The following is a 15592-nucleotide window of genomic DNA, read 5'->3' as shown; positions in this document are numbered from 1 at the left end:
TTCAGCGGTTAGCGGGCTGCTGCAGATCCCAGCGGAAAAGGCCCCGCAGTGTCGGCTGCTGGAAGGGGCCTTGTTCCATCGTTGGGGCGAAATCCACGCTTTTGTTGACGGGAACCGTCAGCGGGCGCGATGGGGGGCCGACGGCCGGCATGGTTTTGGCCCCAGCCGTTGGCGGCGGGCCACTGGGATCCACGTAGCGGGTGCGAATGCCGGGACGGCCCAGGATCTCCGCTCCAGAGCGGGCTGGTTGCTGAGGCTGAGAAGGGGGCGGAGGCGGCGGTGGGGCCTGGGCCAGGTCCCCGGTGAGGGCGATCAGCCCCCCCACCAGCCAGGCATGGCACGACATGGCCTCCCGCTCGCTGTGCTTGGCAGATGGTAAGGGCGGCGGATCAGTTTCCCTGTCCAGGCAAGCCGGCTAACGGATTTGAACCGATGGCCTTCGCTTTACAAAAGCGCTGCTCTACCACTGAGCTAAGCCGGCATGGGCCTTGGCCCGGCCCAGCCTATCCCTGGGCCAGAGCCCAGAGCAGCAGCTGGGTGCGGCTGTGGCAGCCGGTCTTGGCCAGCAGATGGGAGACGTGGCTCTCGACCGTGCGGGGACTCAGCACGAGCTGGGCGGCGATGTGGCGGTTGCTGTCGCCACGGCGCAGCAGATCGAGGACCCGTTGTTCGGCCGGGGTGATGCCCACGGGACAAGCTTCCGCCAAGGTCTGCCATCGCTTCACTGCCTGCAGTGTTCCCGCCGGTCGTCGCCTTGGCTGTGCCGCCTCAGACCGGATCGGCAGCGGCGGGGGATGGGTCCTCTGTCGGTTCGCAGGCCAGGGGAAGGGCCAGCTCCTGCGGGGCTTCGGGGTCGGGGGCCTGGGCCATGCCCACGGCGGCGGCCGCGGCCACCAGGGCCGGCAGGGGACGGGCCCGCTTGATCGGCAGGTTGGCCACCAGGGCGGTGACCCGGTCCTCGGTCTCCAGGCTCACGTCCCCTTCCTCGATGTCGATCTCCACGTAGCGCTGCACCACCTCGAGGATTTCGCGCCGCATCTGCTCCAGCAGTTCGGGATTGAGATCACTGCGGTCGTGGGCCAGCACCAGCTGCAGCCGCTCCTTGGCCATGGTGCCGCTGGGTTTCTGGCGCCCCAGCAACCGTTGGATGAAATCGAACAGCGTCATGGTGCTCAGAAAAGACCGGTGGTTTTGCGGATCTTGTTCATCAGCCGGGCGCGCAGGCCCTTGCGTGCCTTGGAGGGATCTTCCAGGGGGATGTCCTCACCCCGCAGACGCTTGGCGATGTTCTGGTAGGCCTTCGCGGCGGGGGATCCGTTGCCGTTGAGGGTGAGCGGTTCCCCCCGGTTGGTGGACACGATCACCTGCTCGTCCTCCACCACCAGGCCCACCAGGGGCAGCGCCAGGATGTCGGTGACGTCGTCGACGCCCAGCATCTCCTGGCTGGCCATCATCTTGGGCCGCACCCGGTTCAGCACCAGCTGCACCGGTGCTACCCCACGGGTGTTGAGCAGGCCGATCACCCGGTCGGCGTCACGCACCGCCGAGACCTCCGGGGTGGTGATCACGATCGCCTCGCGGGCGGCTGCGGCCGCGTTCTTGAAGCCGTCCTCGATGCCGGCGGGGCAATCGATCAGAACGAAGTCAGCCCGCTCGGCCACCATGGCGACGATGCGCTGCATGTCCTCGGGGGTGAGCCACTCCAGCATGCGGGGATTGCCGGCGGGCAGAAGGGCCAGGTTGGGCTCCTGCTTGTGTTTCACCAGGGCCTGCTCCAGTCGGCAGGTTTCGGCCAGCACCTCCTGGGCGGTGTAGACGATCCGGTTCTCGAGACCGAGCAGCAAATCGAGATTGCGCAGGCCGAAATCGGCATCGAGCACGACGGTGCGCTCGCCCAGCCGGGCCAGGGCGATCCCCAGGTTGGCGGTGAGGGTCGTCTTGCCGACGCCCCCCTTGCCGGAGCAGATGAGGATGATGCGGGCGGGTGCTGACGTCACGGCGTCCACGGGCGTCGCGGCAGGTTAAGCCCATTGGGCGAAGCGACCGGGCCATGGCCCTGAACTGCCGCTAGAAAGGCCTTTCCCTCCCCGCGTCTCGATGACCCCCACCCCCCACCGGCCCCAGCGGCTGCTGGTGATGCCCGACGACGGTGTGGAGGCCGTGGTCGCCCTGATCGAGGAGGCCAGTGAGCAGCTGCTGCTGAAGCAGTTCAAACTCCAGTCAGAGGCGGTGGAGGAGGCCCTGCAGCGCGCCCGGGAGCGGGGTGTGCAGGTGCGGGTGATGCTCAATCCCCACACCTCCGGTGGCGACCGCTGGAACGATGAGGCCTTCACCCGGCTGCAGTCCTGGGGCATCGAAACCGCCTGGACCAGTGAGTCCTTCCCCGTCACCCACGAGAAATCGATGGTGGTTGACCGGCACACCGCCTTGGTGGCCACCTTCAACCTGGCCGACAAGTACTTCACCGAAACCCGCGACTACGGGGTGCTCACCTACAACCCCGCCGTGGTGGCCCAGGTGATCGCCGGCTTCGAGGCCGACTGGCAGCGCGTCTTCTTCCAGCCCGACCTCGGCGTGGGCCTGGTGTGGAGCAGCGCCCACAGCCGCGGTCAGATGGCCCGCATCGTCGATGCCGCCACCCGTACCCTTTGGATCCAGCACCCCAAGTTCGTCGATGCGGTGATCCTGGAGCGGATCATCAGCGCCCGGGAGCGGGGCGTGAAGGTGCGGGTGCTGTGCGGCGGCAAGCACGGCATCAGCGACTGGGACATCTACGACACCTTCTCTTCCTTGCGGGTGATGGAGCGTTTCGGCGTCAAGGTGCGGCGCCAGCAGCGACCGAAGCTGCACGCCAAGCTGATCCTGGTGGACGGGGCCTTCGCCCAGACCGGCTCGATGAACATCGACCGCAGCGCCTTCGACCTGCGCCGGGAGCTGGGCATCGAGAGCGATGCCCCCGACGTGGTGGCGCGGCTCAAGGAGACGTTCCAGATCGACTGGGAGGCCGCCGCCAAATACCACGCCCCCGATCCCCTCGATCCCAGCTTCCACGAGGAGGGGGAACTGCCGCCGGATCCCCATTTCGTGCATGACTGACGCTTCCGAGCTCTCCCCGACGGCCCCCGCGCCCGGGCTGCGGCAACTGTTCACCGGCATGCTGATGGTGGCCCTCTCCGCCTTCGGCGGCGGCCTTTCGGCCTGGAGCCAGCGGATCATCGTCGAGCAGCGCCGCTGGATGAGCAACGAGGAGTTCCTCACCGGCCTCACCGTGGCCCGGCTCTTCCCCGGCCCCAACCAGATCAACATGGCCGTCTACGTCGGCACCTTCTTCTGCGGTCTGCCCGGGGCCCTGGCGGCCCTGGCGGGCATGCTGCTGGTGCCGTTCACCCTGCTGATGGGGGTGGGGCTGCTGTACTTCCAGTTCCATACCCTGCCTGCGTTGGACCGGGTGCTGGCGGGGGTGGTGGCGGCGGCGGCGGGGATGGCCCTGTCGATGGGCTTCAAGATCCTCGATCAGTACTGGAAGGATCCGGTGGCCCTTCTGCTGGCGGTGGTTACCTTCGTGCTGATGACTTTCTTCCACGTGCGTCTGGTGCCGCTGGTGTTGGTGGCCGGCCCCCTGGCGATGGCCTGGTACTGGCCGCGGCGGTCCCATCCCAGCCCCCCTGCCGGAGAGTCACCCTGATGCCGCCCCTGCTGCTGGCGGCTGCTGCCGAGGCGGCCAGCTGCACCCCCATGCGGCTCAACGATCTCGGCCACCTGCTCCAGGTGATGGGCACCTTCCTGGGCCTGTCGCTGTTTTCCCTGGGGGGCGGCAACACCCTGCTGGCGGAGTATCACCACCTCAGCGTCGCGGAGTACTGCTGGCTGCGGCCCGCCCAGTTCGCTGACATCTACGCCCTGGCCGAAGCGGCTCCGGGCCCCAGTTCGATGATCGTGGGTCTGCTCGGTATGGGGGCCGGCTGGCCCGAGGGCCCCGGCTGGGCGCTGCTGAGCGCCTATGGCGCCGAGATCGCCATCCTGCTGCCCTCCACGTTGCTGATGGTGGTGGCCTGCCTCAGCTGGAACCGACTGCGGGACTCCCCCTGGCGCGTGGCCTTCGAGCGGGGACTCGGCCCCATCACCCTGGGCATCCTGTTCGCCGTGGGGGTGAAAATCCTCCAGACCGCCGACACCAACGCCCCCGGGGTCGTCGTGTCCCTGCTGGTGTGCGTGCTGATGCTGCGCACCCGGATGTCGCCGTTGTGGTTCATGGCCGTGGCCGGGGGACTGGGGGCCTTCGGCCTGATCAACCGCTGAAGTCCGGCGCCGCCGGATCGATGCGGATCTCCCCTTCCACCAGCAGGGCCTGCTCAGCCAGGCCTGGCGGCGGCAAACCCTCCGGCCCACGGGCCACCACCTCGGCGATACGCAGCTGCAGCGGGCGCAGTTGCAGGGCGACGATGCGGGCGTTTCGGTCGCCGGCCACGCCGGCATGGGCGATGCCCCGCAACCGCCCCCACACCAGAACGTTGCCGGCGGCACTGATGCGGGCGCCGGGATTCACATCCCCCAGCAGCAGCACCGAACCCTCCGCCTGCAGATGGTCGCCGGAGCGCAGGGTGCCGCGATGCACCAGCAGATCGCTTGCCACCACTGCCGGGGCCGGGGCTGCGATGGTTTGCGGCGGCCCCGGATCGATCTCGAGTCCGAGGGCCGCTGCGGCCACCAGCGTCTCCGGGTGGTCGCCGGCGACGCGAATCAGGTGGAGCTGCAGGGGGGCCAGCAGCTCCTGCAGTTGCCGCAGGTCCGGTAGCCGCAGGGGCCAGCGGCCCGCCTCCAGCACCACGGTGCCCGCCCGGGGGTGGCGGCTGCCGAGGGCGTAGCGCACTTCCTCCAGGGCACTGGCGGACCCCTGCTGGGCCGGCAGCCGCAACAGGTGGTGCTGCTGGGCGTCGATCGCCTGGATCAGTGCGGCGGCCAAGACGGTGCACAAGGGTGCAGCGAACCTAGAGGCCCTGGCGGCCCCCGTCCTCCGCTCGCCGCACCGCCAGGGCCGCGCGCAGGTCGTCGCTCACCTGGGCCGGGTGGATCAGCCAGGCCATGTCGACCGTCTGGCAGAGGCTGGCCACCAGGGGCGAACGCTGCTCAAGGGCCTGCAGTCGCAGGCCATCCCAGAGCCGCAGGCCACCGGCATAGGGGTGATACCCCCGGCTCTGGCGCTGCTGCAGGGCGCAGCAACCTTCCGCCACCAGGCCGGCCCGTTCGCACAGCTGCCGTGCCACCGCCAGGAGCTCGAGCCGGCCGGCAGAGGGGAGATCGCTCACGTCGGTGGCCTTGGGCAGGCGCCGCTCCAGCAGCCGCCCGCAGGGATCGGCCAGCTCCTCGGGGCCCTCCTCCCGCCAACGCACCAAGTGGTAGCCGGTGCGGATGTCGTCGTTGGCCAGGTAGCTGTCCAGATCGAGCCGGTCCCGCTCCCATAGCCAGCGGGCCATGGTGGGATCGGCCCACACCACGGCGGGGCCCAGCCGGCGGGCCACGGCGATCACCCGGTTCAGCAGCCAGTTGCAGACGATGTTGAGCCGGTGGTTGTAGACGCTCCTGTACATCAGGTGGCGCACCACCAGGTAGTGCTCCACCGCCATCAGGCCGCGGGGATGCAGGGCCAGATCACCGTCGGGCGCCAGGGTGAGGCTGGCGAGGATCCGCTCCAGGTCGAGCTGGCCGTAGCGGGTGCCGGTGCTGTAGCTGTCGCGCAGCAGATAGTCGAGCCGGTCGCAGTCGAGCTGGCTGCTGATCAGTGCCTTGATGGCCCGGCAGGGGTACTGGCCGTGCTCCAGCAGGTCGGCCACCAGGGCGGCCTGGCCGGGGGCATCGGCGTCGAGCCGGTCGCGCAAGGCGGGATGGTCGCGGATCAGCCGGCCCGACCAGACCTCATGCTGCACCCCAAACATCTCCTCGCCCGAGTGGCTGAGGGGGCCGTGTCCCACGTCGTGCAGCAGGGCGGCGGCATAGAGCACACCCCGGTGCTGGGCCAGGGAGGGATCGAGCCGCTCCAGCTGCTGCAGGGCCAGCCGCGCCACCGCCAGCACCCCCAGGGAATGGGTGAAGCGACTGGATTCCGCCCCATGGAAGGTGAGAAAGGCCGGCCCTAGCTGGCGGATGCGCCGCAGCCGCTGGAAGGGTGCCGTGTCGATCAGGTCGATGGCCAGGGCTTCGGCAGGATCCTGGCGATCAAGGCGGATCGCCCCGTGCAGCGGATCGTGGTAGGTGCGCTGGCTCATGGCGCCAGGACTGGGGCTACCAGTTCCGCCACCAACAGCGTGGCGGCCGCCTGCCGCCAGGTGTCCCCGTCCCCGTCCGGTTCAAGCGGTTCGGGCTGGGGCAGCAGCACATCCGGCTCGATGCCCTGGTTCTGGATGTCGCGGCCGCTGGGGGTGAGGTAGCGGGCCACGGTCACGGCCAGACCGCTGCCGTCACTCAGGTTGATCAGGGTCTGGATCAGCCCCTTGCCGAAGGTGCGGCTTCCGGCCAGGCGGGAGCGGCCACTGTCCTGCAGGGCACCGGCCAGGATCTCGCTGGCGCTGGCCGTGCCGGCGTTCACCAGGGTGAGCATGGGGCCGCCATACAGACGGCCGGGGGTCGCCTGCTGCCGGGCGGCGATACCGCCCCGATCCTGGGTTTCCACGATCGGCTCCATGTCGAGCAGCCCATCGGCCACCGCCAGCCCGGCGGCCACCAATCCGCCGGAGTTGTTGCGCAGGTCGAGGATCAGCCCTTCGATCGGCCCGGTACCCCCCGGGGCTGTCAGCTCGGCCAGGGCGGAGCGAACCTGCTGGGGCACTGGTTCGCTGAACTGGGTGATTCGCAGGTAGCCCAGGGTGTGCCCCTCGCTCTGCAGGCGATGGCTGCGCACCGGTTGCAGATCCACCTCGCGGCGATCGAGCAACACCTCCGAGGCCTGGCCCGCCGGGGTGCGCAGGGCCAGGAGCACGTCGCTGCCGGCGGGGCCGCGCAGGTGGGCGGCGGTGCCCTCCAGCCCCAGTTCCTCCGCCGCAATGCCGTCCACCTTGAGGATTTCGGTGCCGGAGACGATCCCCGCGTCAGCGGCGGGGGAGGCATCGAGGGGGGCGATCACAACGATCCGCTGATCCCCGGCCCGCAGTCCCAGCTGCAGGCCCACTCCGGTCACACGGCCCTGGGTGTTGGAGCGCAGGGTGGCGAACTCCTCGGGGCGCAGCATCCGGGTGTACGGGTCGCCGATCGGCGCCAGCATGGCCTCGATCGCGTCATAGGCCTCCACTGAGCTGGCAATCGACTTCTCCAGGGCTTTCTGGCGCAGCCGCCGCCATTGAACCGTCTCCAGCTGGGCGGGATCGACGTAGCTCTGGTTCACCAGCCGCCAGGCTTCCACCACCAGTTGCTGGGCATCGCTGAGCGCCAGCGCCGGGGCGGGCAGGCACAGCCGCAGGCACAGGCCCGTCATCAGGAGGAGCCGCAGGAGCCGGACCCCGCCCGGTAGCCCTGTTGCAAACCATTGAGCCGGCATGGACCGGCGGCCCGGGTCTCTCACGGGGGGGTCAGAACAATCGGTAGACTCTCTCAACCCAAGCCCCACGCTGCATGGCGAACTCGTCTCCTGGCGCCAAGTCGTCCCCGATCTATGACTGGTTTGAGGAGCGCCTCGAAATTCAGGCGATTGCCGACGATATCTCTGCCAAGTACGTCCCGCCCCACGTCAACATCTTTTATTGCCTGGGCGGCATCACGCTGGTGTGCTTCCTGATCCAGTTCGCGACCGGCTTCGCGATGACCTTCTACTACAAGCCCACGGTGGTGGAGGCCTACACCTCGGTCCAGTACCTGATGACCGACGTCAGCTTCGGCTGGCTGATCCGTTCGGTCCACCGCTGGAGCGCCAGCATGATGGTCCTGATGCTGATCCTGCACGTGTTCCGCGTGTACCTCACCGGTGGCTTCAAGCGCCCCCGCGAGCTCACCTGGGTCACCGGCGTGACCATGGCGGTGATCACCGTGTCCTTCGGTGTCACCGGTTACTCCCTGCCCTGGGATCAGGTCGGTTACTGGGCCGTCAAGATCGTCAGCGGCGTTCCTGCCGCCGTCCCTGTGGTAGGCGATTTCATGGTTGAACTGCTCCGCGGCGGTGAAAGCGTGGGCCAGTCCACCCTCACCCGCTTCTACAGCCTCCACACCTTCGTTCTGCCCTGGCTGCTGGCGGTGTTCATGCTCATCCACTTCCTGATGATCCGTAAGCAGGGCATCTCCGGCCCGCTCTGAACCCCGTTCCTCCATTTAGCCTTCCCACACCGGTCACCAGCGCTCCGAGCTCCCCACCATGCACATCCTCAAGAAGCCTGATCTCACCGATCCCAAGCTGCGGGCCAAGCTGGCCAAGGGCATGGGCCACAACTATTACGGGGAGCCGGCCTGGCCCAACGACCTCCTCTACATCTTCCCGGTGGTGATCCTGGGTACCCTCGCCTGCCTGGTCGGGCTGGCCGTTCTCGATCCCGCCATGCTGGGTGATCGGGCCGATCCCTTCGCCACCCCGCTTGAGATCCTCCCGGAGTGGTACCTCTACCCGGTGTTCCAGATCCTCCGGGTCGTCCCCAACAAGTTGCTGGGCATCGTCCTCCAGACGATGGTTCCCCTGGGTCTGATGCTGATCCCCTTCATCGAGAGCTTCAACAAGTTCCAGAACCCATTCCGCCGTCCCGTGGCCATGGGCGCCTTCCTGTTCGGCACCGTGTTCACCATCTACCTGGGCATCGGCGCCTGCCTGCCGATCGACAAGTCCCTGACCCTGGGTCTGTTCTGAAGCCATTCCGGGCTTCGGCCCCGAATCAACCTCCCCTTGAGCCGCGAGCAATCGCGGCTTTTTTGTGTTCAGGCCCCCATCCGGGTCCAGAGGGGAGCAGCAGCCCTTGGGAGGCCCGCGCACAGGGCCCCTGGCAAACAAGGGGTGGCCCTGGGCCGCAGGCTGCCCTCCTCCCAGCGCTCCGGGGGGATAGGAAGCCCTCAATCGGCCTGAGGTTTGCCCATGAACCAGGCGCGCTGGTCCAGGTCCCAGCTGCATGAGGCCCTGAGCTGGTCTGCCGGCTGCTGCAGCCAGGCAGGAATCTCGCCCAATGGCTTTGGCACCCCCCGGGGGGGTGATATGATTTTGGACTGCGCCCCAGAGAGCGAGAGCTCAAGCGGGACGCGGACTTACTGAGACTGAGAGGCGCGAGCCGACGGTGCTGTAAGTTTTCTAAGTCGCCGAGAGGCGACGCGCCGCGAGAGCCCCGGAAGGGGTGGAGCGGTAGAACCTGGACAACCAAAAAAGTTTAGGAACTGACGCTTCCACTGCGTCGGTTGCGTCTGGCGAGGAGGTGCGAATGCGGGAGACCGTAGACGGCTGAATCAAAAGTGCCTGTGTTCCTTGCTACGGCGAGGGGGAGAGGAGTCCCTGAGAGGGGAAGCAACGGACGAAGAGCGGTGGAGGTGTGAGGTCCCGTCAAAAGAAACAAGCGACGGGTCGAAGCAATCAAGGAGTAGCGGAGCGTTCTCACGACGCGCCGATGCTTGGAGCGGCGCCATTTTGAAAGGAATGGAAGGCCCTTTGTTTGGTCGGCTGGTTGCGAACCGGATCTGAGATTCGGGAAAGTCACTGGAAGCAAGCTGGTGAGCTGTCCGATGGATGGTGAGCCTGGGAGCTGACATGTGCACTCTTTGAACCCAGCGCGAGAGCGTTGGTGGCCCTGATGTTGCTGTAGACGCCAGTCTGCAGGGATAGCACGAGGCAAATTCAGCTGAGGGTAGCGCGAGCTATCCAAGAGGGTTGGATCTACAACGGAGAGTTTGATCCTGGCTCAGGATGAACGCTGGCGGCGTGCTTAACACATGCAAGTCGAACGAGCCTTCGGGCGAGTGGCGGACGGGTGAGTAACGCGTGGGAATCTGCCCTCAGGAGGGGGATAACGGCCGGAAACGGCCGCTAATACCCCATATGCCGAGAGGTGAAATGAATTTCGCCTGAGGATGAGCCCGCGTCTGATTAGCTAGTTGGTGGGGTAATGGCCCACCAAGGCGACGATCAGTAGCTGGTCTGAGAGGATGATCAGCCACACTGGGACTGAGACACGGCCCAGACTCCTACGGGAGGCAGCAGTGGGGAATTTTCCGCAATGGGCGAAAGCCTGACGGAGCAACGCCGCGTGAGGGATGAAGGCCTCTGGGCTGTAAACCTCTTTTCTCAAGGAAGAAGACATGACGGTACTTGAGGAATAAGCCACGGCTAATTCCGTGCCAGCAGCCGCGGTAATACGGGAGTGGCAAGCGTTATCCGGAATTATTGGGCGTAAAGCGTCCGCAGGCGGCCTTGTAAGTCTGTCGTTAAAACGTGGAGCTCAACTCCATTTCAGCGATGGAAACTACAAGGCTCGAGTGTGGTAGGGGCAGAGGGAATTCCCGGTGTAGCGGTGAAATGCGTAGATATCGGGAAGAACACCAGTGGCGAAGGCGCTCTGCTGGGCCATAACTGACGCTCATGGACGAAAGCCAGGGGAGCGAAAGGGATTAGATACCCCTGTAGTCCTGGCCGTAAACGATGAACACTAGGTGTCGGGGGAATCGACCCCCTCGGTGTCGTAGCTAACGCGTTAAGTGTTCCGCCTGGGGAGTACGCACGCAAGTGTGAAACTCAAAGGAATTGACGGGGGCCCGCACAAGCGGTGGAGTATGTGGTTTAATTCGATGCAACGCGAAGAACCTTACCAGGGTTTGACATCCTGCGAATCCCTTGGAAACGAGGGAGTGCCTTCGGGAGCGCAGAGACAGGTGGTGCATGGCTGTCGTCAGCTCGTGTCGTGAGATGTTGGGTTAAGTCCCGCAACGAGCGCAACCCACGTCTTTAGTTGCCAGCATTTAGTTGGGCACTCTAGAGAGACCGCCGGTGATAAACCGGAGGAAGGTGTGGATGACGTCAAGTCATCATGCCCCTTACATCCTGGGCTACACACGTACTACAATGCTACGGACAAAGGGTTGCAAGCTCGCGAGAGTTAGCTAATCCCATAAACCGTGGCTCAGTTCAGATCGTAGGCTGCAACTCGCCTACGTGAAGGAGGAATCGCTAGTAATCGCAGGTCAGCATACTGCGGTGAATACGTTCCCGGGCCTTGTACACACCGCCCGTCACACCATGGAAGTTGGCCATGCCCGAAGTCGTTACTCCAACCCTTGTGGAGGAGGACGCCGAAGGTGGGGCTGATGACTGGGGTGAAGTCGTAACAAGGTAGCCGTACCGGAAGGTGCGGCTGGATCACCTCCTAACAGGGAGACACAACTGATCGTGATGTCTGAGCGCCGAACAAGCGAAAGCTTGGGAAGCATATTTGTCTCAGGCCACGGTCCTGTCATCTCGAAGGTCGATCGGTACCTCAAGGTGAGCCATCAAAGCCGCAGAAGAGCTACCAGCCCCGAAAGGGATTGGAAGTGACGCTGAGGTTGTTGTGATGGACTCGTTTTCAGTTCCTAAACTTTGTCTAGGTCACCCCACAAAGGGTTTCCAAGTCTTTCGGATTTTTTGGCCTGAACAAGGTCATAAAAATTTGAGTGATGAAAGAAACTTGTGTCAGAGTGATAGATCCTGGGCCATTAGCTCAGGTGGTTAGAGCGCACCCCTGATAAGGGTGAGGTCCCTGGTTCAAGTCCAGGATGGCCCATTCGTGTTTGGGGGTTTAGCTCAGTTGGTAGAGCGCCTGCTTTGCAAGCAGGATGTCAGCGGTTCGAGTCCGCTAACCTCCATCCAACGAGGTAAAGACCACCACCACGAAGCGGCAACAGGATGCATTGTGATGGGTGAGGTGACAAGACATGTTCAGCTGAGGACTCCAGCCTCTTTTCATTCCCAATCGATCAACTGCTAGTGATAGCTGTTGTTAAAGATCGTGGTTGAAAGGAAGCTGGACTCGCTGATTTTAGCGGAAGCGAAAGATCAGTGACTCTAGCAAAGAACCTTGACAACTGTATAGGTAAGTCTGGATAAAGAAAGCATCTCATAGATGCCCAGACGGTCGCGAACGACTCTTGGTACTGCCAAGGGAAGGAAGCGTCTGACTGGGAGATTCTTGAGTTTAGAGCCGAGAGCTGCCAGCGTCTTTTCGCTCCGCCGAGGAGGGAAGAGTTTGATTCTTTCTTTCAAACCATCAAAGCCTAAGAGAGATCGGGAAACCGAAGGATCAAAGGTTGAAGAGAGGTGAAAGTAGAAGAATGGGTCTCAACAACCCTGAACGTTGGTGGTGTTAATTGGTCAAGCTACAAAGGGCTCACGGTGGATACCTTGGCACACAGAGGCGATGAAGGACGTGGTTACCTGCGAAAAGTCTCGGGGAGCTGGAAACACGCTTTGATCCGGGAATCTCCGAATGGGGCAACCCCTAGAACGGCCACCTGAATCCATAGGGTGGCGCGAGCCAACCCAGCGAACTGAAACATCTTAGTAGCTGGAGGAAAGGAAAGTAAAAACGACTCCCTAAGTAGCGGCGAGCGAACGGGGAAGAGCCTAAACCGATGGTTTCGACCATCGGGGTTGTGGGACAGCAACGTGGACCAGGGACGTTAGTGGAAGCGCTTGAAAGGCGCGCCATAGAGGGTGAAAGCCCCGTACGCGAAAACGAAACTGGCCTAGCTGTATCCCGAGTAGCACGGAGCACGTGAAATTCCGTGTGAATCCGCGAGGACCACCTCGTAAGGCTAAGTACTCCTGTGTGACCGATAGCGAAACAGTACCGCGAGGGAAAGGTGAAAAGAACCCCGGGAGGGGAGTGAAACAGAACATGAAACCGTGAGCTTACAAGCAATGGGAGTCCTACTCATAGGATGACCGTGTGCCTGTTGAAGAATGAGCCGGCGACTTATAGGCACTGGCAGGTTAAACCGGAAATGGTGGAGCCATAGCGAAAGCGAGTCTGAATAGGGCGTTGGTCAGTGTTTATAGACCCGAACCCGGGTGATCTAACCATGGCCAGGATGAAGCTTGGGTGATACCAAGTGGAGGTCCGAACCGACTGATGTTGAAAAATCAGCGGATGAGCTGTGGTTAGGGGTGAAATGCCAATCGAACCCGGAGCTAGCTGGTTCTCCCCGAAATACGTTGAGGCGTAGCGTCTAGTGCTATAGCAGGGGGGTAAAGCCACCGTTTCGGTACGGGCTGCGAGAGCGGTACCAAATCGAGACGAACTCTGAATACCCTGTGTGAAACTAGGCAGTCAGACTGTGGGGGATAAGCTCCATGGTCGAAAGGGAAACAGCCCAGACCGCCAGCTAAGGTCCCCAAATGACTACTCAGTGATAAAGGAGGTGGGATTGCCCAGACAACCAGGAGGTTTGCCTAGAAGCAGCCATCCTCAAAGGAGTGCGTAATAGCTCACTGGTCGAGCGATCCTGCGCCGAAAATGAACGGGGCTAAGTAGTCTACCGAAGCTGCGGATTTAAATGTTCTTAGGAACATACAAATGGTAGGGGAGCGTTCCATGTGGGGCGAAGCGTTAGCGTAAGCGGGCGTGGACTGCATGGAAGTGAGAATGTCGGCTTGAGTAGCGAAAACATGGGTGAGAATCCCATGCCCCGAAACCCTAAGGGTTCCTCCGGCAGGCTCGTCCGCGGAGGGTTAGTCAGGACCTAAGGCGAGGCCGAAAGGCGTAGTCGATGGACAACAGGTCAACATTCCTGTACCTGTCATGTTTTGGGAAGGGGGACGGAGAAGGCTAGCCCAGCCAGATGTTGGTTACTGGTTCAAGCGTTCGAGGCGTTGAGAAGTGGAGAAAACACTTTGAGCTGAGGCGTGAGTACGAGCTGCTACGGCAGCGAAGTGGGTGATGTCAAGCTTCCAAGAAAAGCCCTATACCCGTTAAGGCATGATGGCCTGTACCCGAAACCGACACAGGTGGGGTGGTAGAGAATACCGAGGGGCGCGAGATAACTCTCTCTAAGGAACTCGGCAAAATGGCCCCGTAACTTCGGGAGAAGGGGTGCCACCGCAAGGTGGTCGCAGTGAAGAGGCCCAAGCGACTGTTTACCAAAAACACAGGTCTCCGCTAAGTCGCAAGACGATGTATGGGGGCTGACGCCTGCCCAGTGCCGGAAGGTTAAGGAAGCTGGTCAGCGTAAGCGAAGCTGGCGACTGAAGCCCCGGTGAACGGCGGCCGTAACTATAACGGTCCTAAGGTAGCGAAATTCCTTGTCGGGTAAGTTCCGACCCGCACGAAAGGCGTAACGATCTGGGCGCTGTCTCGGAGAGAGGCTCGGCGAAATAGAATTGTCTGTGAAGATGCGGACTACGTGCACCCGGACAGAAAGACCCTATGAAGCTTTACTGTAGCTTGGTATTGTGCCCGGGCTCTGAATGCGCAGGATAGGTGGGAGGCTTTGATCCATTGCTTGCGGGTAATGGTGAGCCAACGGTGAGATACCACTCTTTCAGAGCTAGGGTTCTAACGGTCACCCGTCATCCGGGGACCGGACAGTATCAGGTGGGCAGTTTGACTGGGGCGGTCGCCTCCTAAAAGGTAACGGAGGCGCGCAAAGGTTTGCTCAGGCTGGTTGGAAATCAGCCGACGAGTGTAAAAGCAGAAGCAAGCTTGACTGTGAGACCTACAAGTCGAACAGGGACGAAAGTCGGCTTTAGTGATCCGACGGTTCTGAGTGGAAGGGCCGTCGCTCAACGGATAAAAGTTACTCTAGGGATAACAGGCTGATCTCCCCCAAGAGTTCACATCGACGGGGAGGTTTGGCACCTCGATGTCGGCTCATCGCAACCTGGGGCTGAAGTCGGTCCCAAGGGTTGGGCTGTTCGCCCATTAAAGCGGTACGCGAGCTGGGTTCAGAACGTCGTGAGACAGTTCGGTCCATATCCGGTGCATGCGCAGGAATATTGAGAGGATTTCTCCCTAGTACGAGAGGACCGGGAGGAACGCACCTCTGGTGTGCCAGTTATCGTGCCAACGGTAAACGCTGGGTAGCCATGTGCGGAGAGGATAACCGCTGAAAGCATCTAAGTGGGAAGCCCACCTCAAGATGAGTATTCCCATGGCGTTAGCCAGTAAGGTCACGGGAAGAACACCCGTTGATAGGCTCTACGTGGAAGCCGGGTAACCGGTGAAGCGGAGGAGTACTAATAGACCGAGGGCTTGACCAACATCTGGCTCTAAGCCCGCCATGACCGGCCATAGATTTTGAAAGAAGTCTGTGGTGAGGGAGTGGCGTGATGACTTCTTTATTCAGAGGAGTGACAGCGAAAGCTGTTGCTCTAACCTATGCAGTTCTCAGGGTTCAATCCCATGCCGTAACAGTTGTTGCAGCATGGGAAACCTATCCTGGTGTCCATGGCGCTGTGGAACCACACCGATCCATCTCGAACTCGGTTGTGAAACGCAGCAGCGGCGACGATAGTTGGGGGGTAGCCCCCTGCGAAAATAGCTCGATGCCAGGTAAAACATCCGCTCCAAGGCAGCCGTAAGGCACCCTGTGAGCCAACAGTTCCACCAAGTGGATCTGAGAGAAGCCACCCGAGTAGGGTGGCTTTTCTGTTGGCTGCTTTTTGACGGCGCTG

Annotated in this window: 12 protein-coding genes, 3 tRNA genes and 3 rRNA genes; 10 read left to right on the top strand and 8 right to left on the bottom strand. The window is 62.7% G+C overall.

What is annotated here, in order from left to right:
* Window position 1 precedes the first annotated feature (1 nt).
* The 5 genes from KQ305_RS03040 to minD all read right to left on the bottom strand — a co-directional run bounded on the left by KQ305_RS03040 (window position 2) and on the right by minD (window position 2006).
* Window positions 2–346 (bottom strand): hypothetical protein, encoded by a 345-nt coding sequence (locus tag KQ305_RS03040; RefSeq protein WP_259723970.1) that lies wholly within the window; start codon window positions 344–346, stop codon window positions 2–4.
* 63 nt (window positions 347–409) lie between these two features.
* A tRNA-Thr gene (locus tag KQ305_RS03035) sits at window positions 410–481 on the bottom strand.
* Between the two features lie 22 nt (window positions 482–503).
* Complete coding sequence (locus KQ305_RS03030) at window positions 504–689, bottom strand: response regulator transcription factor (RefSeq protein ID WP_259723969.1); 186 nt, start codon at window positions 687–689, stop codon at window positions 504–506.
* 79 nt (window positions 690–768) lie between these two features.
* Complete coding sequence (minE, locus tag KQ305_RS03025; protein WP_259723968.1) at window positions 769–1167, bottom strand: cell division topological specificity factor MinE; 399 nt, start codon at window positions 1165–1167, stop codon at window positions 769–771.
* A gap of 5 nt (window positions 1168–1172) precedes the next feature.
* On the bottom strand, window positions 1173–2006 hold the full coding sequence (gene minD, locus KQ305_RS03020; protein WP_399230419.1) for a septum site-determining protein MinD: 834 nt from the start codon (window positions 2004–2006) through the stop codon (window positions 1173–1175).
* A 91-nt stretch (window positions 2007–2097) separates the two neighbouring features.
* On the opposite strand from minD, the gene KQ305_RS03015 reads away from it, so the two are divergent.
* The 3 genes from KQ305_RS03015 to KQ305_RS03005 are packed head-to-tail and all read left to right on the top strand — an operon-like array spanning window position 2098 to window position 4299.
* Window positions 2098–3096, top strand: coding sequence for a phospholipase D-like domain-containing protein (locus KQ305_RS03015; protein WP_259723966.1), 999 nt, complete (start codon window positions 2098–2100; stop codon window positions 3094–3096).
* On the top strand, window positions 3089–3685 hold the full coding sequence (locus tag KQ305_RS03010) for a chromate transporter (RefSeq protein WP_259723965.1): 597 nt from the start codon (window positions 3089–3091) through the stop codon (window positions 3683–3685). The genes KQ305_RS03015 and KQ305_RS03010 overlap by 8 nt, the downstream gene beginning before the upstream one ends.
* A complete protein-coding gene (locus tag KQ305_RS03005; RefSeq protein WP_259723964.1) occupies window positions 3685–4299 on the top strand; it encodes a chromate transporter in 615 nt (204 codons plus the stop codon). Before KQ305_RS03010 ends, KQ305_RS03005 begins: the two co-directional genes overlap by 1 nt.
* On the opposite strand, the gene minC is transcribed toward KQ305_RS03005, so the two are convergent.
* The 3 genes from minC to ctpZ are packed head-to-tail and all read right to left on the bottom strand — an operon-like array spanning window position 4289 to window position 7528.
* Window positions 4289–4963, bottom strand: a complete 675-nt coding sequence (gene minC / locus KQ305_RS03000; RefSeq protein WP_259723963.1) for a septum site-determining protein MinC — start codon at window positions 4961–4963, stop codon at window positions 4289–4291. The two genes, KQ305_RS03005 and minC, sit on opposite strands and share 11 nt — an antisense overlap.
* A gap of 25 nt (window positions 4964–4988) precedes the next feature.
* Window positions 4989–6263: an HD domain-containing protein gene (locus KQ305_RS02995; protein WP_259723962.1), complete on the bottom strand. Its 1275-nt coding sequence runs from the start codon at window positions 6261–6263 to the stop codon at window positions 4989–4991.
* A complete protein-coding gene (gene ctpZ, locus KQ305_RS02990) occupies window positions 6260–7528 on the bottom strand; it encodes a carboxyl-terminal processing protease CtpZ (RefSeq protein WP_399230414.1) in 1269 nt (422 codons plus the stop codon). Before ctpZ ends, KQ305_RS02995 begins: the two co-directional genes overlap by 4 nt.
* Before the next feature lie 74 nt (window positions 7529–7602).
* Here ctpZ and petB point away from each other — a divergent pair, with 74 nt between their 5' ends.
* From petB to rrf, 7 genes are all read left to right on the top strand, one after another.
* Window positions 7603–8277 (top strand): cytochrome b6, encoded by a 675-nt coding sequence (gene petB, locus KQ305_RS02985; protein ID WP_259723960.1) that lies wholly within the window; start codon window positions 7603–7605, stop codon window positions 8275–8277.
* A gap of 58 nt (window positions 8278–8335) precedes the next feature.
* The gene (gene petD / locus KQ305_RS02980) at window positions 8336–8818 is read left to right on the top strand and encodes a cytochrome b6-f complex subunit IV (RefSeq protein ID WP_216910761.1); all 483 of its coding nucleotides are present in this window, start codon (window positions 8336–8338) and stop codon (window positions 8816–8818) included.
* Window positions 8819–9828: 1010 nt separating this feature from the next.
* Window positions 9829–11313: ribosomal RNA gene (locus tag KQ305_RS02975) — 16S ribosomal RNA — on the top strand.
* Window positions 11314–11631: 318 nt separating this feature from the next.
* Window positions 11632–11705 (top strand) — tRNA-Ile (locus tag KQ305_RS02970).
* Between the two features lie 9 nt (window positions 11706–11714).
* Window positions 11715–11787, top strand: a tRNA-Ala gene (locus KQ305_RS02965).
* Between the two features lie 503 nt (window positions 11788–12290).
* Window positions 12291–15178: ribosomal RNA gene (locus KQ305_RS02960) — 23S ribosomal RNA — on the top strand.
* Window positions 15179–15355: 177 nt separating this feature from the next.
* Window positions 15356–15472: ribosomal RNA gene (gene rrf / locus KQ305_RS02955) — 5S ribosomal RNA — on the top strand.
* The 16S, 23S and 5S rRNA genes sit together here with 2 tRNA genes alongside, the layout of an rRNA operon.
* Window positions 15473–15592 lie beyond the last annotated feature (120 nt).

The organism is Synechococcus sp. CS-1332 (assembly GCF_025127995.1).
In the GTDB taxonomy this organism is placed as follows: domain Bacteria; phylum Cyanobacteriota; class Cyanobacteriia; order PCC-6307; family Cyanobiaceae; genus Cyanobium.
The sequence above is the reverse complement of the archived record's forward strand: the minus strand, read 5'-3'. Positions and strand labels throughout refer to the sequence as shown.